Here is a 20,303-nt window from a genome sequence, read left to right on the forward strand (position 1 = left end):
GGGGGATCACCCGGTTGATGATCCCCCTTTTTTTGTCCGGCTATCTCCAACGCTACTGCCGGCATAATCAGCCCGCCGGCTCCAACCGTACCGCAGCCACCTTGTATTCCGCCGTCTTGGCGATGGGGTCAAAGGCGGCGTTGGTCAGGATATTCACCGGCGACTCTTTATAGTGATAGGTCATGAACATGATCCCCGGCGGCACCCGGTCCGTGACCCGCACCTTCGTCACCAGGCGGCCGCGGCGGGAAACGACCGTGACCTTATCTCCCGTCTGCACTCCCAACTCCGCCGCCTGGGCGGGATTGATCTCCGCGTACTCTTCCGGCCGGTAGCTTTCCAGGGACGGCGAATGGCGGGTGGTAATGCCGTAATGGTACAACATGCGGCCTGTGGTGAGGAGTATGGGGTATTCCTCGTCCGTCAGCTCGGCCGGCGGCTGGTACTCGATGCCCTGGAGCAGGCCTTTACCCCGCGGGAACCTGCCGGCATGGAGGAACTTCGTCCCCGGATGATCGGGCGCCGGGCAGGGCCACTGCAGGCCGTCGCCCTCCAGGCGGGCGTAGCTTATGCCGGCGTAGCTGGGGGTGAGGCCGGCCATCTCGGCAAAAATTTGTTCCGGAGAGTCGTAGTGCATGGGATAACCCATCCGCGTCGCCAGGTCGCAGATGATCTGCCAGTCGGGCCGGGATTCGCCCCTGGGTTTAAGCGCCCGGCGCACCCGCTGCACCCGGCGCTCGGTGCTGGTAAAGGTGCCGTCCTTCTCCAGGAAACTGGCGCCGGGCAGGATGACGTCGGCAAACTTCGCCGTCTCGCTGATAAAAAGATCCTGCACCACCAGGAAGTCCAGGTTGGCCAGGGCCCTGCGCACGTGGGTGATGTCCGGGTCTGTCAGGGCCGGGTCCTCGCCCATGATATACATGGCTTTGATATACCCTTCGGCCGCCAGGTCGATCATCTCCGGGATGCGGAGGCCCGGGGTGCTGTCCAGCTGGCAGTTCCAGGCGGCGGCAAAACGCTCCCTTACCTCCGGATTGGCCACCTTCTGGTAGCCGGGGAAGACGTCGGGCAGGGCGCCCATGTCGCAGGCCCCCTGGACGTTGTTCTGGCCGCGCAGGGGATTGACGCCGCTGAACTCCTTGCCCACATGGCCGGTGATCATGGCCAGGTTGGCCAGGTTCATGACATTGCTGGTGCCGCTGGTATGCTCGGTTATCCCTAAAGTGTAGAAGATCCCCGCCCTTTCGGTAGTAGCGTAAAGCCGCGCCGCAGCGTAGATCTTTTCCGCCGGCACGCCGGTAATCGTTTCTACCCGCTCCGGCGGGTAGTTCTGGACCACGGCCCGGAGGTTCTCAAAACCTTCCGTCCGTTCCGCAACAAACACCTCGTCCACCAGGCCTTCATTAATAATGACGTGCATCAGGCCGTTAATCAAAGCCACGTTGGTCCCGGGCCTGATGGGCAGCCACAGGTGGGCGTGCTCCACCAGCTCGATCCGGCGCGGGTCAACGACAATCAATTTCGCCCCCCGCCGGGCGGCCTGCTTCATCTTCTGGCCGATGACCGGGTGGGCTTCGGTGGTGTTGGAACCGATAATGAGCAGGACGTCGTTATGCTCGATTTCGGCGATGGAATTCGTCATGGCGCCGCTACCGAATGCTATGGCCAGACCGGCCACGGTAGGAGCGTGTCAGGTCCGGGCGCAGTGATCGACGTTGTTGGTGCCGATCACCGCGCGCATGAACTTCTGCATCAGGTAGTTTTCTTCGTTGGTACAGCGGGCCGAACTTAAGGCGGCGACGGCCCGGCTGCCGTATTGCTCTTTAATTTCCTGCAGGCGCCGGGCGGTAAATTCCAGGGCCTCGTCCCAGGTGGCTTCCCGGAAACGGCCCTCGCCCCGCTCGCCCGCGCGGATGAGGGGCCGGGTAATGCGGTCCGGGCTGTCGGCAAAGTCGGCGCCGAAACGGCCCTTGACGCAGAGCCAGCCGCCGTTGACCAGGGGGTTGTCATAGCCGCGGACGCGCACCACCCGGTCGTCCTTGACGCTGACCTCCAGGTTGCAGCCCACGCCGCAGAAGGTGCAGGTGGTGCGCACTTTGTCCAGCTCCCACTCGCGGCCCTGCCATAAACTTGCCTTCTCCGCCAGGGCCCCCACCGGGCACACCTGGACGCAATTGCCGCAGAAGACGCACTCCTCCGATTCCCTTAAGGTCAGGTCCATGGCCGGGGTTACCCTGGTGTTGAAGCCGCGGTGGGCAAAGTCGATTACGTTGTTTACCTGGACTTCCGCGCAAACGCGGATGCACTTGCCGCACAGGATGCACTTGTTCATATCCCGGACGATGAAGGGGTTGTCCTCCTCCAGGGGATAGTCGTGTTTTTCCCCCTGGAATCTGTCGCCCCTTACGCCGTAGTAGTAGGCGTAATCCTGCAGGCTGCAGGCACCGCTCTTGCTGCAGGTGAGGCAGTCCCGGGGATGGTTGGCCAGCAGCAGTTCCAGCATCATTTTGCGGGCTTCAATTACAGCCGGGGAGGCCGTCCGCACCACCATGCCTTCACCCACGGCGGTTACGCAGGAAGCCGGCAGGCCGCGCATGCCCTCGATTTCCACCACGCACAGCCGGCAGCCTCCCCAGGGCGAGAGCTTCTCGTCGTGGCAGAGGGTAGGAATAAAGATACCGTTATCCCGGGCGGCCTGCAGGACCGTTGTCCCGGCCGGAACGGTTATTTGCTTGCCATCTATGGTCAGGGTGACGTCAGCCATTTGTTTCCCCCCTAAATAGAAGTGGGAATGCCTAGAGCCTGGATATGGCCCCGAACTTGCACTTTTCCATGCAGCTGCCGCATTTGATGCACAGGGCAGGGTCAATGCGATGCGGCTGCTTTTTCTCGCCACTGATGGCCCCGGACGGGCAGGCCCGGGCACAGGCACCGCAGCCGGTGCATTTTTCAGCGTCAATGGTGTAGACCAGGAGGGCCTGGCATACATGGGCCGGGCAGCGCTTATCCTTAATGTGGGCCTCATACTCGTGGCGGAAGTAATGGAGGGTGGAGAGGACGGGGTTGGGGCAGGTCTGGCCCAGGCCGCACAGGGCCGTGTTTTTGACCACCCGCGCCAGGGCTTCCAGGGTATCCAGGTCCTCCATCCTGCCCTCGCCCTCACAGATGCGGGTGAGGATCTCCAGCATCCTTTTCGTACCCTCGCGGCAGGGAGTACACTTGCCGCAGGACTCCGCCTGGGTAAAGTTCAGGAAAAAGCGGGCCACATCCACCATGCAGGTGTTCTCGTCCATGACCACCATGCCGCCGGAACCCATGATGGCCCCTGCGGCCGTGAGGGAATCGTAGTCAACCGGCAGGTCCAGCTTGTCCTCAGGCAGGCATCCCCCGGAGGGCCCGCCGATCTGCACGGCCTTGAATTGTTTGTCGTCCTGGATACCGCCGGCAATATCAAAGATAATTTCCCGCAGGGTAATGCCCATGGGCACCTCGATGAGGCCGGTGTTCTTGATCTTGCCCGTCAGGCAGAAGACCTTGGTCCCCTTGCTTTTTTCCGTGCCCATGGCGGCAAACCACCGGCCGCCGTTTTTGATGATAAAGGGGACGTTGGCGTAGGTTTCGACATTATTGATATTGGTAGGCTTGCCCCACAGCCCCTGCTGCGCCGGGAAGGGCGGCCGCACCCGCGGCATACCCCGCCGGCCTTCGATAGACGCCAGTAAAGCCGTCTCCTCGCCGCAGACAAAGGCGCCGGCCCCGGCCTTGATGTGCAGTTCGAAATTAAAGCCCGTTCCCAGGATGTCCCGGCCCAGCAGCCCCTTTTCCTCCGCCGCGGCGATGGCCGTTTTCAGGCGCTTGATGGCTAAAGGGTACTCGGCGCGGCAGTAAATATAGCCTTCATCGGCACCTACGGCGTAGGCGGCGATGGTCATGCCCTCAATAACGGTGAAGGGATCCCCTTCCAGGACGCTGCGGTCCATGAAGGCACCGGGGTCGCCCTCGTCGGCGTTGCAGACCACATATTTTTTATCCCCCGGGGCCTGCCGGGTAAAGCTCCACTTCAAGCCCGTGGGAAAACCGGCCCCGCCCCGGCCGCGCAGGCCCGAAGCCTTGATTTCTTCGATAACCTCTTCCGGGGTCATCCGGCGCAAGACCTTTTCCAGGGCCTCATAGCCGCCGGTGGCCACATAGGCGTCCAGGCTTTCCGGGTCCGTTAAACCCAGGCGGGAAGTCACCACCCGCACCTGGCAGCCGTAATAGGGGCTGGTCCCCATCACCGGGATGCCGTCATAGGGAACCGTCCCGTCTTCCACCTGGACCAGGGCCCACTCCCTGACGGGTTCCCCCTGCACCACATGCTTTTCAATTAAAACAGGGACCCGCTCCGGGGTTACATGGCCGTAAAACACCCGCGGTTTCCCCGGCAGGGCTACTTCCACGACCGGCTCGGCGTAACACATGCCGATGCAGCTCGTCTGGTTTATGTCTACCTGCAGGCCGAGCCTGCCTGCTTCCTCTTCCAGGGCCGCCATTACCCTGGCTCCCCCGGCTGCCTGGCCGCAGGTGCTCATGCCCACCGTCAGGGACGGCCTGTCCCCCGGGCGCAGCCGCCCCTGTAAACTATCCCGCCATTCCTTAAGATCAAGCAATTCGGTTTCACCCCCGCCTGTAATCAGACTCCCTTTATTTCCCCGGCCGTAATTATCCCCGGATCCAGCATGGTACGGCTAATATTTCTCCAGGATGGCCGGGATTTTCTCGGGAGTAAGCCGCCCGTATGTCTCCTCGTTAATCATCATCACCGGCGCCAGGCCGCAGGAACCCAGGCAGGCCACCGTTTCCAGGGTAAAGCGGCCGTCGGCGGTGGTTTCATTTTTGCCGATACCCAGGGCTTTAGAAATTGCTTCCAGCAACCGGGCCCCACCCCGGACGTGGCAGGCCGTACCCTGGCAGATACGGATGATGTTCTGGCCGCGGGGTTTTAAATGAAACTGGGTATAAAAAGTGGCCACCCCGTAAACCTGGCTGAAGGGGATTTTCAGTTTTTTAGCAATCTCCTGCATGATTTCGCGCGGCAGGTAGCCGTAAATTTCCTGGGCTTCCTGGAGGATCGGGATCAAGGCGCCTTTGGTCCCGCCATAGCGTTCCAGGACATCCGCCAGGGCTTTTGCCTTAATGTTCATATCATTATTGCCGCTTGCATCCATAAAATGCCCATCAACCCCCTGTAGACGCTTGCTTGCTGCCAATTTAGTGTTATTATAGCACTAAATCTACGCACCGGCCAGTAAGTTTTTTGTCTCTAAATTTTACTATTTTGCATATTTAATTTTGAACGCCCGGGCAGCAAGATTTTCCCCCGGAGCGCAGCAGTTCCGGTCCTATATCCCCTAAATCGCCGCAGCCGGTGAGGCGCATGGCCACGGCCAGGTCGTCGGCCAGGGCCTCCAGCTGCAGCCGCACGCCGGCGGCACCGCCGCCGATGGCAGCAATGGCCAGGGGCCGTCCTACCAGGACCGCCCGGGCCCCCAGGGCCAGCATCTTCAGGACGTCTACGCCCGAACGCACGCCGCCGTCGGCGAGAACGATTATTCTATCGCTCACCGCCGCGGCAATCTCCGGCAGCACCGCCGCCGTCCCCGGCGTATGGTCCAGGGCACGGCCGCCGTGGTTGGAAACGACAATGGCCGCAGCCCCGCCGGCTACGGCGGCTTCCGCGTCGGCCACCGTCATGACGCCCTTTAAAACCAGGGGCAGGGGGGTCGCCGCCGCGATCCGGGCAATCTGCTCCACCGTTTTTGGTTCCACCAGCTGGCCGGCGCCGGTCATGTTCACCAGCCCGGCAGCGTCCACGTCGATCCCCACGGCCACGGCGCCGGCGTCCTCGGCCCGGCGGATGAGGCTCACTATTTCGGCATCCTCCCGCGGTTTGATGACCGGTATCCCACGGCCCCCGGCAGCCTTAATGGCGCCCAGCCCGGCGTCCATTAACTCCGGCAGGGGACCGTCGCCGGTGAAGGAAAGGCTGCCGGCCTCGGCAGCCCCCAGGACGAAGGCCCGGGCCAGTTCTTCTTCACCAAGGCGGCCCTGGAAGTTGACCCTGGCCCCGGCAACGGCCGCCCCCAGGATGGGAAAGGCCAGCTTCCGGCCGAAAAGCCTTAAACCCAGGACCTGATCCTTGTGATCGTGGAGAACGCGCATGTTGACCTGCCAGGCCGCCAGGGCGGCAATATTATTGCGAAACGCCGCCCCGGTGCCGATGCCTCCCATTCCCGGCACGCCGGTAGGGCAGCGCCGCCCGTCGCAGGCCGGGCAGACGCGGCAGATGCCTTCTAAAAGCATCCTGGCCCGTTCGCGGATAGAGGCAAGTGTTGCCGCCATAACCAGATTCCCCCTTATCACATATATCTTGCCGGGCGTGCAGACCGGAAGTCAAATAGTAACCGGCGACCCGGAGTTCCATAAAGCCGCCGGTGCGGCAAGTATTACCTGGTTGCCGGAAAAAAGCCGGGAGCGGTAGATTACTTGCCGGCCGGAACGGCCGCCACCAAGGAAGGGGCGATTTGCGCCCTGAGGACCTGCAGGGCGCGGTCCAGTTGCTCCTGCCGGCCGGCCACCTCGATGTCGGGCTTTAAACCTTCCCCGTCGATAGCCCGGCCGCCGGGGGTCAGGAAATACGCCGTCGTTAATTTTAAAGCGCCGCCGTTGCTTAGATTAAAAATGGTCTGGACGGCCCCCTTGCCGTAGGTCCGGGTGCCGATGAGGAGGGCGGCGTGATTGGCCTGCAGGGCCCCGGCCAGGACCTCCGCCGCGCTGGCCGTGTCCCGGTCCACCAGGATCACCACGGGGAGGTCCTGTCCCGGTCCCCGGGATTGGAGAAGGGTAACCTTATTATCCCGGCCCAGCAGCTGTACTACAGGTTTGCCGGGTAGCAAAAACAGGGACGCCGTCTCCAGGGCGGCATCCAGGTAGCCGCCCGGATTGCCCCGGAGGTCCAGAATCAGGCCCCGCGCACCCCGGTCTTCCAGCCATGCCAATGCCGCCTCCATCTCTTCAGGCGCCCAGTAAGGGAAGGAACGCAGGTAAAGATAGCCCACCTGCCCGGCAAACAGGTGAACGCCGGTCACCGGCGGCCGGATTACCTCCCGGCGCAGGTAATAGCTCCGGCGCGCGGAACTGCCGGGGAGGGTAACCGTCATCTCCACATAGGTCCCCGCCGTTCCCTCCAGCAGCCGGCCTATCTCCTCCAGGGATAGGCCCGTAACCGGACGGCCGTCCACGGCCACCAGCACCGACCCGGGCTTGACCCCCGCGCGGGCCGCCGGCGAACCGGGCACTATCTCTTTAAGCACTATCTGCCCTTCGACTTCCTGAAAGACAACCCCCACACCCGTATATTCTTCATTCAATGAAGAAGTAAAAAAGGGTAAATCTCCCGGTGCTATGTATTCACCGTAAGGGTCGCCCAGGGAATCCACCAGGCCCCGGACTGCCCCGGCCTCCAGGGCCTCGCGGTCCAGAAAACCGGGGTAATTTTTTTCCGCCAGGTCATACACCTCGTCCAGGAGGGACCAGCCCGGCGTCGCGGCCCCCGCCGCAGCCAGGCGGCCCAGGAAAAAGGCAAAAAAGAAAGCCAGGAAAAATACACGCCGCCGCGTCTTCGGCACCATAAATCCCTTCCCCTCTCCAGTTTGATGATTATTAACGATTCGTTACCAGAGGGGCCATTTCCTGCCGCCCCCCGGCTCCCGTTGATTTTTCTGCCAGATAATGCTAGTATAATGGCGAGAGCTAATGGCAGGTGAAAAAAATGATGGCTGATAAAGACCTTGCTATTGCCAGAGAAGTAAAAAAACGTCTTACCGGTAAAATCCCCATATATGAAGTAAGGTTGTTCGGATCTCGCGCGCGCGGGCAAGCCACTCCAGAATCAGACCTCGACCTTTACCTGGAAACCGGAGCCCTCTCCCGGCAACAAAGACGTTTGATAAGTGATGTAGCATGGGAAGTCGGGTTTGAAAACAATGTCGTCATCGTGCCCCTGGCAGTTACCCGTAATGAAGTACAAAACGGGCATTTTGCCCATTCCTACCTCTACCGTTCTATAAAAAATGAAGGGATTAAGGTATGAAAGAAAACAAGCACAAACGCAGCTTGATTGAATACCGGCTAAAAGTATATCCGGGCCGTCCAGGGCTACCTGATTGAAAAAGGTTTTGCTGAGTAAATTACTTCTCTACCCGGGCGCCGAAGCGCTGCACCAGGATGTCCCGGACGGCCGCCACGTCGGCGGCGGTAAAAGTACCGGGATCGCGCCCCATCTCCACGGCGTAGGCCGCCGCCACCCCGGCGGCGTCCCCCAGGACGCACTGGTTGGGCAGCACCCGCAGTTCCGCCCAGGCCAGGGAAGAAATGCCGGCCGCGTAACCGGGGATGAGCAAATTGGGCACCGGGCGGCTGAAAAGGGTGTTAAAGGGGATATAAACCGGGTTCCGGGGCCATCCCTCCGGGCCCGGGGCGGTGTGGGGATAGTCGGGCCGCAGGAAAGGCGTCACCGGCCAGCGGTAGCGGCCGTCTTCGCCTTTTAAATCTTCGAAGTGATAGGCATTGATGTCCTGCCAGTAAAACCCCAGGCCGATACGGTTGACATAATTCCCCAGGTCATGGCCGTCGGCCGGCCCGGGGCCGGCAAGGTGGGTGGCCGTGGTGGTCAGGGCGTAATTGCCGTCTTCCGTCCCCGGCCCTGCCAGCCGTGGGTCCACGACGGTATGAACCGTTTCCCGCAGGTAAAGCATCCCGCCGGTAACGGGCCGGCCCTCCTCATCCAGCACCAGTTCCGCATTGTGGAAGCCGTCGAAGCGGCGCAGGGCCTGAATAAAATCGGGGTTTACCAGCATCTCCCGGGCCCTTTGCCAGGCCGTATCCGTGTCCAGGGCCCCCGGCGCCATGTCGCGGGGACAGGTATCGCTCCGGAGGTCGCGGCCATTGGCGCGGCCGTCGACGTTAAAGATAAGCAGGGCGTTGACCCACCACTCCGGGCTGCCCTGACCGTCCTGGACGGCATTGAGGGGCTTTAAAGCAAAGCCGCGGGGGCCGTACTCATCGTTAAAGCCGGTAACCACCGGGTCGTTTATGTAAACTTCCCTGCCGCCGTAGGCACCCCAGGTGCCCCTTTCCCGGCGGAAAACCATATCGCCGTACTGGCCGGGCCGCACCCCGCGCACCTTGAACATCAGGGTGGACGCCTGCTGGCGCGGGCGCAGCACCGGGACATAATCATCATCAGGGCCGCCGGCCCTATCCTTAAAATGAACAAAATCCGCCGCCAGAAATTCCTCCGGCCAATCCTGCCGGCCCACCGTTATGCCGGCACGGCCCAGGCGGCTGAGCCTGCCGTCTTCCGAGGCGTCGATAAAAACGGCCGCTGCCAGTACCAGGCGCTCCTCACCCCAAACGACCGTCCCGCCGGCATCCCGCTCCAGCCCCCGCAGGCTCATCTCTTTAAGGCGCCCGCGCCCGTCCTTCCGCACGGCGGTTATATCCATGGCCCAGTATGTTTTAAGGTTAGGCAATCGCCCCAGATCGGCGGCAATCTGGGCCGCCAGGTCGTCCGGGCGGTAAAAGGGTCCCACGGCATCAAACCAGTGGGCGAAAGACCCCCCCTGGACCAGCCGTCCGTCCCGGGACCAGTAGCGCACGTCCCAGAAGTTCTGCCCGCCCACCGTGGCCAGGCCGCCGTACTCGCGTTCGGGGTAGGGGACCACCAGGGCCACCGTCCGGCCCGGCGCCGCGACCGCGGCCTTCCAGGCCGCGGCGCAGCCCGCAAGGCCGCCGCCGTAGACGACGACATCCGCCCGCGTATAGGGCGCCGCCAGGGGCCAGACCGGCGGGCGGCTCCCGGCCCCGGATAAAGTAAACATAAAAAATAACCCTGCCAAAAGTAACAGCAACCGTTTGGCCATCAGCTTATTCCCACTGGATTTTTTCTTTAAACCGGGGCCCAGCAGGGACCCGCATTCCTTGTGACCCTAATTTTACTGGAATTAACCACTTTAAGCAATAAAATAAGAAATACTCTCCCCGGAATTATAAGAAAGCCATCATGCGAAAAATTCCTGATCGCAAAAAATCCTTGCTTTAAGCCGGAAATTGTAGTGTAATTTTTTTATGAGTGATTTAGTTACCCGCTCTCAGGAGGTTCTCCGGCATATGTTTGCTCCAAATACCTTCCAGCAAATCTACCACCAGAACAGCGACCTGCTTATCTACCATGATTTAACCCGCGACCCCGTCGTCGCCGCCTTCCTTGAAATCTGCCGCCTGCTTGGCGAAAGTGACAAGGACGCGAAAACGGCCGGCATGGCCGTCGCCGCTGGCCGGGCAGTGACAGGCTCCGGTAGCGTCCCGGGCGCTGTTGCCGTGAGCGACAAAGCGGCGCCCGGCGGGGAGCTGGCCGCCGCCTGCCGCCGCTTTTTCCGGCTGCTGGCGGGGCACACCGAGCTTTACCAGGGGCCCTATGCCGGCGACCCCTGGCAGAGCTACCTCCTCGACCGCATTCTCGAAGCGGAAAATACCTTCACCCTCAAGGCCGGGCAGCAGGGGTGGGATAGCACGGGGCCAGCCCTTAAAGACGCCGCCCGGCAGGACCTGCGCAACCTCCAGGCCCTGGCCGGCCTTGCCCCGGCCGCCTACAGGGCCGCCCTGGCCCTGCTGGAATGTCCCCTTCCCGTCCCCGACTGGAACGGCCTCCGGCCCTTTAAAGCTGGCGGGCCCCTCCCGCCGCCGCAGGCGCCCCGCCTGGAACTCAAGAAAAAACTTCTGGAAACCGGTGACTGGGGAGAGGAAGGCATAGAGCTCCTGGCCGGCTACCACCGTACCTGGGGTACGGGCGTCTTCAGCACGTACTGGGCCTTCCGCTGGGAACGCGGCCCGGCGGGAGGGAGGCTTGCTGGAATCGAACACCCCGACCCCATCAGGCTTTCCGACCTTGTAGGGTATGAGGCCGAGCGGGGCGAAGTCGTCCGCAACACCGAGAAGTTCCTCAAGGGGCTCCCGGCTGTCAACATCCTCCTCTACGGCGCCCGGGGTACCGGCAAGTCATCGACGGTCAAGGCCCTCCTGCACGCTTACGGTTCCCGGGGCCTCAGGCTTGTGGAGCTGCCCAAAAGATTCTTAAGCGACTACCAGGAGATACTAAAAATCCTCGCCCCCCGGCCGCAGAAGTTTATCATCTTTATCGACGACCTTTCCTTTGAAGAGGACGAGGTGGAATATAAGGAACTAAAGGGCCTGCTGGAAGGAAGCCTCCAGGTGCGGCCGGCCAACGTCCTGGTCTACGCTACCTCCAACCGCCGCCACCTGGTGAAAGAATTCTTCGCCGACCGCGCGTCGAATGCTACCGGCGAAGTGCGCCTGCAGGACACCGTCCAGGAGAAGCTCTCCCTGGCGGAGCGCTTCGGCCTGACGGTCATCTTCCCCAGCCCGGACCAGGAGCAGTACCTGGCCATCGTCAGCGAGCTGGCCCGTAAAGCCGGCCTAACAATGGAACCAGCCGAACTGCGCCGCCGCGCCCTGCAGTGGGCCCTCTACCAGAACGGCGCGTCCGGCCGCACCGCCCGGCAGTTCGTGGACTACCTCCGGGGGGAACTGGGATAATGCTTACCAGCCCGCCTTGCAACCCGTGGGGCAAGCCTGCATCCACAAAAACGGCAAACCCGAAACCTTACTTTATCCGGGCTGCTGTGATATAATATTTCCAGCGAGAGGGAGTGGAGAATTGCCCAACAAGCAATGGCACCCGGTCTTTGTGACAGCTTTAAAGGAGGCGTTGGTTGACGCCCCGCCGGGCCAGGTGGAAATCCAGGCGGAAGTAGCCCTTTCCTCCCGGCCGTTGGACGTTGATGTAATCATTATTAAGAAGAAGGCCGACATTGCCCTCAACCATCCAGTAGCGAGGGTGTTCCGCAGGTATAACCTCTTTGAGTTTAAGTCGCCTGTAGATTACCTCGAAGCTAACGACTTTGACAAAGGCCTGGCCCTGGTACGGCTGTATAAAGTAATCGAGCACCCTGAAGCGCTGCTGCTGGATGACTTTACCCTCACTCTGGTCAGCAGCAGTCACCCCCGCGCTATGATGGAGATGCTCAATGCCAGGCAGCTCAAGGTACAGGCAGGCGTCCCGGCGGCCGGAATTTATCAGGTTAAAGGCGAAATGTTTGTCGTGCAGGTGGTGGTCATCAACGAGCTGGAGGACCCGGAAGTCCTTTATCCCTTTGCTCCCTTTATAACCGGGCAGCGGCGTAAAGAGACGCAGGCCACCGTTCTTTTGCTAAAAAAGTTCCTCCAGGATCCGTCTAACCCTTACAGGAAGGACCTGGCGGAATTCACCATTGAGAATGAGCTGGTATTGCCCGAAGAAATGGAGGAGGTGCAGCAGATAATGTATTCGCCTGAAGAAAGGCAGAGGATGAAAGAAATCTTTAATAAATCACCCATAATGCAGGAATGGCTCAAGGAATGGTCCGAGCAGGCCAAAATTGAGGGCCTGGCCAAAGGCCGGGCGGAAGGCGCCCGGGAAGGTAAAATCGAAAAGGCCCAGGATGCCATTTGCACCTATCTAAAAATAAAATATGCTCCCCTTGCTCCTGAATGGCTGGCAAAAGTGAGGGAGATTAACAACCTGGAACTCCTTGATGCCATGCTGGTTCGCCTTTTCCAGGCAGCTACCAAAGAAGAAGCCCAGGCTGTCATCGCGCAGGCGTTGGAAAAAGCGAATGTTTCTTCTTCCACATAAAGTTTGTTGCAGCATTACCGGCGCACTTCTTTTTGTAAGCGTAAAATAACCCCCACCTTGCACCTGAGGTGGAGGTTGCTTTACGCTTACGACATTTCTACCCCCTTATCCCTCGCTACTGCTGTCGAGGCCGAGAAAACGGCGCATTTTCAGGGTGAAAAAATAAAGGTCCTTTTTAAAACTTGAAGCCAGTTCCGGCAATCCTTCCAGGAGCTGGCGAATCTTTGCCGGGTCCAGGTTAAAACCATAAATATTGCGGAAATCATGCCTGAAGGCCCGGAGTTCATCCAGTTTCCGGGCCGTATCATTGTCCAGCAACGCCGGGCGTAAGCCCGGCACTTCCAGGGTCATTTGGTCCAGTAACTCTTTATGCCACTGCTCATCGTCAAGTACTGAGCAATCAATATCCCGTGCTATAATTCTAAAAATCTTTTCTATAGCCGTATAATAATCATGTAGAATAGAACCTATAACCCGCAGGGAGGCTTCATCGCCAAGGCTGAACCCCCCCCAGGGAATCGGCCTGAATCCTGGGGGAATAAATTGTGCCGCGCCAGTTCTCTTTCCAGCTTTTCCAGGTTGGCCACTTCTTTATTAATGCGGGCTTCCAGCAGGAGGTATTTCTCAGGGATCAAATTTTCACTCCTTCCCGGGAGACTTCTTCCAGTAAAGACGGCAGGGCGTCCTCCTCGCACACAATACTAATCTCAAAAGGCGCGGCCAGGCGCCCGGCCCGGGCCAGCATCTGCCAGTAGGGCCCTGTAAAGCCCTTGATAAAGAGATCAATATCGGACCCTTCCCGGAAATCGCCCCGGGCCAGGGAACCGTAGAGGAAAAATTCCTGCACGCCGTAAGTGTCCCGCAGGAAGGAAGCCACCTGCCGGGCCTTCTGCCAGGCCAGGGCCCGGCGCTTATCCAGCTCTTCCTGTCGTTTCATGTCAAGAAGCCGCTTTATGCGGGCAAATTCTTCTGTCATGACATCCTCTCCCGAGAGTTCCTTAAAGATCCATAAATCGGGCAGGCCTTCTGGTTGCGGTCGGTCACCGGGCAGTGCCGCCGATATACCACGTGACTATCTCCCGATAATCTTACGGCAACCCTGGGCAAGGCTTAAAATAATCCCCGCCTGCACAAGGCGGGGATGTTAATCAGCTTATATATCAATCCTCCAGTACCGCTACCTGGTATTATTCGAGTCTCCTGTCTGCCCGTCATTACTACATTGCCCACGGCTTCTCCAGGGCCAGCTTGTAGTAGGCGTGGTCGAGGACCAGCTGCAGAAGCTTCTGCCGGGCATCGGCCAGGCTCTTTTCGGCCTCCAGGACTTCGTTTTTTGTCGCCATGCCCAGCTCGTATTTAAGCTGTGTCACCCGCAAGTTTTCTTCCGCGAGGCTTACGTTGCCCTGCACGGTGCTGTAATTTTCTTCATAAGCCTTTACGGAGTTGTAGAGAGTGCGCACCGCTTCTTTTACCTGCTTTTTAACCGAGCTGGCCTGTAGTTTTGCTATCTCTATATCTTCATCACTGATGTCATTGCTCCAGCCTTCTAGATCCTCTTGCAGGCGCGCCCCTTCTACCGCCGCCACCACGGTCGGGCTCTCCTCCAGGGCCAAACCCTGCTGTACTGCCAGGTCGCCTGCATAGGGGCTAAACTCCACCGTGCTCACCAGAGAAGGCCGTACGCTCTCAGGCAGTCCGACAAGCAGGTTGAGGTCGATGTAGGCTTTGTCCAGACTGTCTCGGGCTGCAGTAAGGGCGGCCCTGCTGGAAGCAAGCTGCAGCTCCAGCCCCTTTAGCGCCTGCCTGCTGATGAGGCCAAGGTCGAAGCTCAGGCGGCCGTTATTTAACTTCTGCTCATCGCTGGCCACGGCAAGCTCAGCCAGCTTTACCTGTCCTTCCTGCTTCAAGACATTATAATAGGCCTTGTGGACGGCCAGGACCACACCGTCCGCCGCCGCCGCGTATTTTTTCTTTGCTATTTCATAATTAAGACTGGCCTGCTCCCTGTTAACGTAATATTGTTCCACACCCGGGGTATATTCTACAGCCCAATTAGAGTTGAACCTTACCAGGGCGTAGGCGGCGCTGTCTTTCGCATCCTCGCTCTGCTGCAGCTGCAACACGCTTATTTTCAGGCTTTCACTTCTAAGAAGGGCTTTCTTCACCGCGTCGTCCAGGGTGAGCTCCAGGCTTTCGTTATCTCCCGCCCGGGCAGGTACCGCTGCAGCTAAAAGAAAGATAAAAATTAACAGCAACATTACCGGCGTCCGGCGCATTGTCCCACTTCCCGTCCTATAGTTCAAACTGCATTTTTAGTCTAAATTATCACGGCACGCCCTGTCAATAAAAATAAGCTAAGAATAAGCTAAAAATTAACTGGGCCCGGGGGTTAGCCCGGGCCCAGCAGGAAATTTACTATTCTATTCCAGGTTCATGGTCACGGTCTTGGTGGCATCGTCATAGCTGACGCTGGCGCCAAGGGCCTGGGCGATGAACCGGAAGGGCAGCATGGTGCGGCCGCTTTCAACCTCGGGAGCTACGTCCATAGTGAGGCTGATACCGTTGATCTTCAGCACGTTGCTGCCGATGGTCAACTGGACGGCGGTGGTGCCCTTCAGCAGGGTCACGGTCTTGGTGGCCTCATCATAGAAGATGTTCTCGGCGTCCACGCCAAGAGCGTAGGCCACATAGCGGACGGGCAGGTAGGTCCGGCCGTTCTTCGCATAAGCGGCCACGTCCATGGCATAGCTGGTGCCGTTGACCGTGTAGGAGCTGCTGCCAAGGACGAAGGTGGCGGTGCGAGCGGTGGCGGAAACGACTTTGGCGATAGCTACTTTATATAGCTCATCATCTGCTTCATCTTTATATGCACCAGAAAGATCCATCTTGTTCAGTGCGTTGCCGCCAATTTTTACAGTAATGTCACCATAATTAACGCGGCTATCAAGGTCAAGACTTATATCAGAAATTACAATGGTATTGATTTTAGTATCCGTTAAGTTACTAAGAGTAAACTCAAATACATCATCATCAGTAGTATTTTTGTCGGACGCTTTAATATCTTTGCCATCTACCTCTACCTTGGGGGTACCGTTGAACTCGACGCCATTGGGGAGCTTAATCCATATATTTTGGTTATTGGATAAAGCTTTCTTCCCTGTTTCCACCAGAGTAATAATACCCGCTTCTCTATCGAGGCCAACAGTCACATCAACTGTTGTTGCAGATACATCGACCCGGCTTATTACTTCTCCTGCTACAACTGTACCTTCAACGTCTCCGCTAAATTCAACTATTACGTCACCAAGTTCAGCATTGGGAAGTACATTGACTTTTATGCCTTTCAATTCAATTTTATCGTTGTCATCTAACGTCCCAGTAACTTCAAGCCACAGCTTTTGTTTGTCATCAAATATCCCTCGGTTAGTTATTCCATTTGGTTCGCTCCAGGCACCGCTTTGATCCATATCAGCGTCGAATTCAATGCCTTCAGGTAGGGTTATAATAATGTCAGTACCATTAGAGAAGGTACCTGAGCTTTCTAAAGTAATGTCATACAGGGTAACATCCTCGCTGGCCAAATAAAGGTCACTGCCAGTGTCCTCATCAGCAGTAATTGTTACATCGCTATCTCCTATTATTGCTACCACTACCGATTTTTCTTCAACATCGTCATTGGTTGGTGAAGAAACTGCCACTTCCACTTCTCCCTCGGGAGCACCGGGCAGAACTGTTATCTTGGCTTCAATCTCAAGTTTGTCAGCAAATGGATTTGAAGTACCAGTTATTTTGAGCTTTAATGTTTCATCAACAATACCCACTACACTAGCATTAAGACCGTACGGTCCTTTTTTAATATTTACATCGCTTTGTACCCATGCAAATAAATCAGAAGGCAACTCCAATTCAATTATGTCGTCCTGTTTCAAGGCACCTTTTTGATTCTCGGTCAAGGTAATTTTTGCAATAGATTTTTGTGTCCCGAATTTTATTGTTTCAGGGGTGCCAGCTGTAACGGTAACCTTTGCATCGCCTTTACGGCCAAGCACGTATTCCTCATCTACATTCCACGCGGTGCCGCCATATACGCTCAAGGCTTTTGCCGTTACTTTTACTACAATATCATCAGCGGCACTTTCTTTTACAGTAACCTGGCCGTCACCTTGATTGAATGCTAAGACTATATCGTTATTACCTGGAGTGACTACTGCCGTAAAACCATCGTCAGCCTCAGTCCCGCTAAGAAATGATGCTGTATTATTTGGGAAAAAGTCAGCAACATTATTTACCGTACCTTTAGTAAATACTACTCCCGAAGGTAATTCAACTGTAATATAAACCGCGCTAATTGAAGCCCAATCTTCCATATCAAACTTTACATAACCCAGCGTCTGGTACACATCTTCTGACACCGTTGCTGTTGTATATGTTACTTTAACTTCTTCTTCAGCAAATGCTGCTCCAATAGGCAGCAGGCTAAATAAGAATACCAGGGTTACCAGTATGCTTATCCATTTTTTGCTTTTACGAGCCTTTAACAACTATTTTCCCTCCTTGAATTTATGCCTTTATGCAGGGTGGTAACTCGTTTTCTTCCGGCACGGGAGGCCTTTTTCCCGGGTATCCCTCCTTTACTTGCATTTTCGCGGTTGTTGCTGCGGCGTAGTTCTACAACGATTGCTGCGTAAGGGGTAAACTTCATCAGGTGAGGAATATTCTACGCTGCCGCCCATTTTTCCTGCTGGTTTGGACGGCTTTTCCTCAACCAGCCAATTAGTTAGACACCGGAAGGCTGTGAAAAGTTCCCGGGTAGAGAAATTTTTGCGCGGCTTTTTTTGCAGGAACGGGGACGGGAAGGCTAAATTACAGCTTCTGCCAGGTTGCGGTGCGAACGGTGCTACGATATACTATGGTTGCAGCGTAATTAAAGTAAGGACAACATGCAGGCGGCTCCATAGTATGCCCTTGCATATATGTTTCGTTGGCCGCAAATTTTTTCTTACCGTACCGTGACGGAAACGGGAACTTTTTGTCCTTATTTTTTGTCTAAAAAGTGTCCGGGGAATCCGGGCCTCCAGGGGTGTTTCTTTTGAACCTTGGGAGCAATAAGGCGCCCGGCAAGAAGAACGGCGCCGTTTCCTTCGAAGAACTGGTCCTGGCCTACCAGGATAAGGTATACAACCTGAGCTACCAGCTTACCGGCAACCACGCCGACGCCCAGGACCTGGCCCAGGAGGTCTTTGTCCGGGCTTACACGGCCCTCGGCAAATTCCGTTACGAGGCCGACCCGGGCACCTGGCTGCACCGCATTACTGTAAATTTATATTTAAACCTGCGGCGGAAGATAACCCGCCACCCAGTGGTTTCCCTGGACGCCCCCCTGGACACGGGGGAAGGGGAAGTGACCAGGGAGGTGGCCGCCGGGGGCGACCCCCAGGAACGGGTGGTTGAGCTGGAGCTGCAGGGCTTTATCCGCGGGGCACTGGCGCAACTGCCGGCGGAGTACCGGGCGGTGCTCGTTTTAAGAGAGCTCCAGGGTTACAGCTATGATGAAATCGCTTCCCTGCTGGGGTGCCCCCCGGGGACGGTCAAGTCACGCCTGAACCGGGCGCGGCAGGCAATGAGAGATATAATAACGCAAATGGCGGAGGAGAAACCGGCCGGAAACCGGCCTTGAGGTGAGGAATTATGCGGTGCCTTGAAGCGCGGGAGCTTTTCTCCCCCTACCTGGACGGGGAGCTCTCGCCGGCAGAAAATGAATTGCTCCGGCGGCACCTGGACGAATGCCCGGCCTGCCGCGGGGAAATTGAACAATGGCTGGATATTTCCCGGGCCCTGCGGGGTCTGGCGGCTCCGGTGGCGGCTCCGCCGGGGTTCCCGGCGGCGGCTGCGGCCCGGCTGGCGGCCCGGCGGAGATCCTGGACGGCCGTGCGGCGCTTCGCGGCGGCTGCCGCGGCGGTGGCCGTGCTGGTCGCCGGCTCCCTTGGCTACGCCGGGCGGGGCCTGTGGCCGCAGTTGCCGGCCTTAACCGCCGGGGGACAGCACCAGGACGGCGGCCAGGTGGCCGTCATCGACCCGGCCGGGAGCAAGGAGCCGCCGGCGGTTAGCCAGCCGCCGGGAAGCAATACAAATATTACACCGGCCGGGCCTGCCGGGCAGCAGCCGGCGGGCGGGGAAACTCCGGGTAACGGCCTCACACCGTTAGAACCCGGTGAAAAAACCGTGCCCGCAGGAACCGGCACCGGTACCGCAACAGGCGCGGGTGCCGCTAAAGACGGGCAGCCTGTCCAGGTGGCCGCCGGCGAGCCGTACGTGGCCCACACCTTCTTGAGCGACAGGTACCTGGCCACCAGCACCATGCTGAAAATAGCCGTGGCCGATACGGCTGGGGCAGGCACCGGGGCCGCCGGCATGGCGGCCGGCAGCGGCGCTACCATCCAGGTTATCGCCGACCAGGACGACGGGCAGGAGAAAAAGGTCATCTATATGTTCAAGGTGGATGAAAGCAAGGCCGGCACGCTGCTCCCCGCCCTGGAACGGCTGGGCCAAGTCATTGAGAGCAGCAGCACCTCCAGGGACCTGACGCAGCAGTTCAGCGAAACGCTGGAGCAGTACCAGGCCAAGGTGGCCCAGGTAAACGCTGCTACAGGCGAGGAGGAGAAAGAAAAGCTCGCGAAGGAAGCCAGGGCCCTGGAGCAGCAGCTCCTCACCTGGGAAGAGGAAACGAAACAGCACACCATCATTTTGTGGCTGGAGACGAAGTAAGGGACCCGCGCGGGTCCCTTAAGTTTTTTACTGCTATTATTATATTAGCCGCCATATAGCTTGAAGCCGAACTGCTTAAATTATCGTTGTTTATAAGCCATTCCCTGGCGGCATATAATCCTATCCTTGACAGAAGAGTAGCGTAAATTTCACCAACTAAAAAATTGGTCATAAAGAGTTTTGTTCCCTGCTTCCTGGCGTCCCTGATTAATTCTAAAGCACGGGAATGGTTTTCATCGGCTCTATTGAGTATAGCTACTACGGCGCTGGTATCAATTAAAACCCGCATTAACTTTTGTGCTCCCTGGAAATATAGTCATCATGACGCCTCGACAGGTCTGCCGGTCCTTCAAAGGCGCCGCCCATACGTAAAAGGTTATTGCCAGGCCAGAACGTTCCTTTTTTTTGAGCACCTTTCCTGGTTATTTTTTTGGAAAAAAATAATATTTCTTTTGCCTGTTGCTCATCAATTTTTTTCAGCATTCTTTTTAGTTCTTCCTTGGCTGTGCTTATTGCAGTAAGCCTCCTTAATTAGTCCTCTTAAACATTATTATACAATTACATTAGCTTTATTTTTAACATTTCTTCATAAGCAGAAGCCGCCACAATATAGGCGACAGGTTTTGACCTCTGAAGAACTACTGCCGGTTCACCGGAATCTATAACCCGGGCGATTATCTTGCTGGCATTCTGCCGGATTTCCGTAACATTAGCCATGTACATTAATAACAACCCTCCTGGATGG

General features: G+C 57.7%; 19 protein-coding genes. 5 read left to right on the plus strand and 14 right to left on the minus strand.

Translation table 11 applies throughout. The annotated features are described in order from the left end of the window. Positions 1–67 precede the first annotated feature (67 nt). The 5 genes from fdhF to NWF31_RS01920 form a co-directional block, all read right to left on the minus strand. A complete protein-coding gene (gene fdhF, locus NWF31_RS01900) occupies positions 68–2,764 on the minus strand; it encodes a formate dehydrogenase subunit alpha (protein WP_258358802.1) in 2,697 nt (898 codons plus the stop codon). 31 nt (positions 2,765–2,795) lie between these two features. Continuing rightward, positions 2,796–4,649, minus strand: coding sequence for an NADH-quinone oxidoreductase subunit NuoF (nuoF, locus tag NWF31_RS01905; protein ID WP_277998710.1), 1,854 nt, complete (start codon positions 4,647–4,649; stop codon positions 2,796–2,798). Positions 4,650–4,727: 78 nt separating this feature from the next. Further along, positions 4,728–5,207 carry an NADH-quinone oxidoreductase subunit NuoE gene (gene nuoE / locus NWF31_RS01910; RefSeq protein WP_258358803.1) on the minus strand — a complete coding sequence of 160 codons (480 nt, stop codon included), beginning with the start codon at positions 5,205–5,207 and terminating at the stop codon, positions 4,728–4,730. A 118-nt stretch (positions 5,208–5,325) separates the two neighbouring features. Beyond that, on the minus strand, positions 5,326–6,381 hold the full coding sequence (locus NWF31_RS01915; RefSeq protein WP_258358804.1) for an alpha-hydroxy-acid oxidizing protein: 1,056 nt from the start codon (positions 6,379–6,381) through the stop codon (positions 5,326–5,328). 140 nt (positions 6,382–6,521) lie between these two features. Next, entirely contained in the window at positions 6,522–7,670 is a 1,149-nt protein-coding gene (locus NWF31_RS01920; protein WP_258358805.1) for a S41 family peptidase, read from the minus strand. 140 nt (positions 7,671–7,810) lie between these two features. Here NWF31_RS01920 and NWF31_RS01925 point away from each other — a divergent pair, with 140 nt between their 5' ends. Beyond that, on the plus strand, positions 7,811–8,131 hold the full coding sequence (locus tag NWF31_RS01925; RefSeq protein WP_258358806.1) for a nucleotidyltransferase family protein: 321 nt from the start codon (positions 7,811–7,813) through the stop codon (positions 8,129–8,131). Between the two features lie 97 nt (positions 8,132–8,228). Here NWF31_RS01925 and NWF31_RS01930 read toward each other — a convergent pair whose 3' ends face one another. Continuing rightward, positions 8,229–9,920: an FAD-dependent oxidoreductase gene (locus NWF31_RS01930; RefSeq protein ID WP_258358807.1), complete on the minus strand. Its 1,692-nt coding sequence runs from the start codon at positions 9,918–9,920 to the stop codon at positions 8,229–8,231. Between the two features lie 289 nt (positions 9,921–10,209). Here NWF31_RS01930 and NWF31_RS01935 point away from each other — a divergent pair, with 289 nt between their 5' ends. Both NWF31_RS01935 and NWF31_RS01940 read left to right on the plus strand, forming a co-directional pair. After that, positions 10,210–11,655, plus strand: coding sequence for an ATP-binding protein (locus NWF31_RS01935; RefSeq protein WP_258358808.1), 1,446 nt, complete (start codon positions 10,210–10,212; stop codon positions 11,653–11,655). Positions 11,656–11,776: 121 nt separating this feature from the next. After that, positions 11,777–12,793: an RpnC/YadD family protein gene (locus tag NWF31_RS01940; RefSeq protein ID WP_258358809.1), complete on the plus strand. Its 1,017-nt coding sequence runs from the start codon at positions 11,777–11,779 to the stop codon at positions 12,791–12,793. Between the two features lie 105 nt (positions 12,794–12,898). Here NWF31_RS01940 and NWF31_RS14720 read toward each other — a convergent pair whose 3' ends face one another. From NWF31_RS14720 to NWF31_RS01965, 5 genes are all read right to left on the minus strand, one after another. Next, entirely contained in the window at positions 12,899–13,333 is a 435-nt protein-coding gene (locus NWF31_RS14720; protein ID WP_340674339.1) for a ribonuclease toxin HepT-like protein, read from the minus strand. Then, positions 13,261–13,428 carry a hypothetical protein gene (locus NWF31_RS01950; RefSeq protein WP_258358811.1) on the minus strand — a complete coding sequence of 56 codons (168 nt, stop codon included), beginning with the start codon at positions 13,426–13,428 and terminating at the stop codon, positions 13,261–13,263. Before NWF31_RS01950 ends, NWF31_RS14720 begins: the two co-directional genes overlap by 73 nt. Continuing rightward, positions 13,425–13,769, minus strand: coding sequence for a nucleotidyltransferase family protein (locus tag NWF31_RS01955; RefSeq protein ID WP_258358812.1), 345 nt, complete (start codon positions 13,767–13,769; stop codon positions 13,425–13,427). The genes NWF31_RS01950 and NWF31_RS01955 overlap by 4 nt, the downstream gene beginning before the upstream one ends. A 241-nt stretch (positions 13,770–14,010) precedes the next feature. Continuing rightward, positions 14,011–15,069, minus strand: a complete 1,059-nt coding sequence (locus tag NWF31_RS01960) for a TolC family protein (RefSeq protein WP_258358813.1) — start codon at positions 15,067–15,069, stop codon at positions 14,011–14,013. A 144-nt stretch (positions 15,070–15,213) separates the two neighbouring features. Then, entirely contained in the window at positions 15,214–17,334 is a 2,121-nt protein-coding gene (locus NWF31_RS01965) for a copper amine oxidase N-terminal domain-containing protein (protein ID WP_258358814.1), read from the minus strand. A 548-nt stretch (positions 17,335–17,882) separates the two neighbouring features. On the opposite strand from NWF31_RS01965, the gene NWF31_RS01970 reads away from it, so the two are divergent. Together NWF31_RS01970 and NWF31_RS01975 are read left to right on the plus strand one after the other, a co-directional pair. Beyond that, on the plus strand, positions 17,883–18,470 hold the full coding sequence (locus NWF31_RS01970) for an RNA polymerase sigma factor (protein WP_258358815.1): 588 nt from the start codon (positions 17,883–17,885) through the stop codon (positions 18,468–18,470). 11 nt (positions 18,471–18,481) lie between these two features. Further along, positions 18,482–19,558 (plus strand): anti-sigma factor family protein, encoded by a 1,077-nt coding sequence (locus NWF31_RS01975; RefSeq protein ID WP_258358816.1) that lies wholly within the window; start codon positions 18,482–18,484, stop codon positions 19,556–19,558. On the opposite strand, the gene NWF31_RS01980 is transcribed toward NWF31_RS01975, so the two are convergent. From NWF31_RS01980 to NWF31_RS01990, 3 genes are all read right to left on the minus strand, one after another. After that, positions 19,533–19,847 carry a PIN domain-containing protein gene (locus NWF31_RS01980; protein ID WP_258358817.1) on the minus strand — a complete coding sequence of 105 codons (315 nt, stop codon included), beginning with the start codon at positions 19,845–19,847 and terminating at the stop codon, positions 19,533–19,535. The genes NWF31_RS01975 and NWF31_RS01980 overlap by 26 nt on opposite strands. After that, a complete protein-coding gene (locus tag NWF31_RS01985) occupies positions 19,847–20,041 on the minus strand; it encodes a hypothetical protein (RefSeq protein ID WP_258358818.1) in 195 nt (64 codons plus the stop codon). Before NWF31_RS01985 ends, NWF31_RS01980 begins: the two co-directional genes overlap by 1 nt. Positions 20,042–20,116: 75 nt before the next feature. Continuing rightward, positions 20,117–20,281, minus strand: a complete 165-nt coding sequence (locus tag NWF31_RS01990) for a type II toxin-antitoxin system Phd/YefM family antitoxin (protein ID WP_258358819.1) — start codon at positions 20,279–20,281, stop codon at positions 20,117–20,119. Between the last annotated feature and the right edge of the window lie 22 nt (positions 20,282–20,303).

The sequence above is a fragment of the Neomoorella sulfitireducens genome, from assembly GCF_024733845.1.
In the GTDB taxonomy this organism is placed as follows: Bacteria; Bacillota; DSM-521; order Neomoorellales; family Neomoorellaceae; genus Neomoorella; species Neomoorella sulfitireducens.

What these genes read in the sequence shown, in the direction of transcription:
- nuoE (WP_258358803.1), bottom strand. Translation starts at nt 5,207, where the DNA reads ATGGATGCAAGCGGCAATAATGATATGAACATTAAGGCAAAAGCCCTG.
- NWF31_RS01915 (WP_258358804.1), bottom strand. Translation starts at nt 6,381, where the DNA reads ATGGCGGCAACACTTGCCTCTATCCGCGAACGGGCCAGGATGCTTTTA.
- NWF31_RS01920 (WP_258358805.1), bottom strand. Translation starts at nt 7,670, where the DNA reads ATGGTGCCGAAGACGCGGCGGCGTGTATTTTTCCTGGCTTTCTTTTTT.
- NWF31_RS01925 (WP_258358806.1), top strand. Translation starts at nt 7,811, where the DNA reads ATGATGGCTGATAAAGACCTTGCTATTGCCAGAGAAGTAAAAAAACGT.
- NWF31_RS01930 (WP_258358807.1), bottom strand. Translation starts at nt 9,920, where the DNA reads ATGTTTACTTTATCCGGGGCCGGGAGCCGCCCGCCGGTCTGGCCCCTG.
- NWF31_RS01935 (WP_258358808.1), top strand. Translation starts at nt 10,210, where the DNA reads ATGTTTGCTCCAAATACCTTCCAGCAAATCTACCACCAGAACAGCGAC.
- NWF31_RS01955 (WP_258358812.1), bottom strand. Translation starts at nt 13,769, where the DNA reads ATGACAGAAGAATTTGCCCGCATAAAGCGGCTTCTTGACATGAAACGA.
- NWF31_RS01960 (WP_258358813.1), bottom strand. Translation starts at nt 15,069, where the DNA reads ATGCGCCGGACGCCGGTAATGTTGCTGTTAATTTTTATCTTTCTTTTA.
- NWF31_RS01975 (WP_258358816.1), top strand. Translation starts at nt 18,482, where the DNA reads ATGCGGTGCCTTGAAGCGCGGGAGCTTTTCTCCCCCTACCTGGACGGG.
- NWF31_RS01980 (WP_258358817.1), bottom strand. Translation starts at nt 19,847, where the DNA reads ATGCGGGTTTTAATTGATACCAGCGCCGTAGTAGCTATACTCAATAGA.
- NWF31_RS01985 (WP_258358818.1), bottom strand. Translation starts at nt 20,041, where the DNA reads ATGCTGAAAAAAATTGATGAGCAACAGGCAAAAGAAATATTATTTTTT.
- NWF31_RS01990 (WP_258358819.1), bottom strand. Translation starts at nt 20,281, where the DNA reads ATGTACATGGCTAATGTTACGGAAATCCGGCAGAATGCCAGCAAGATA.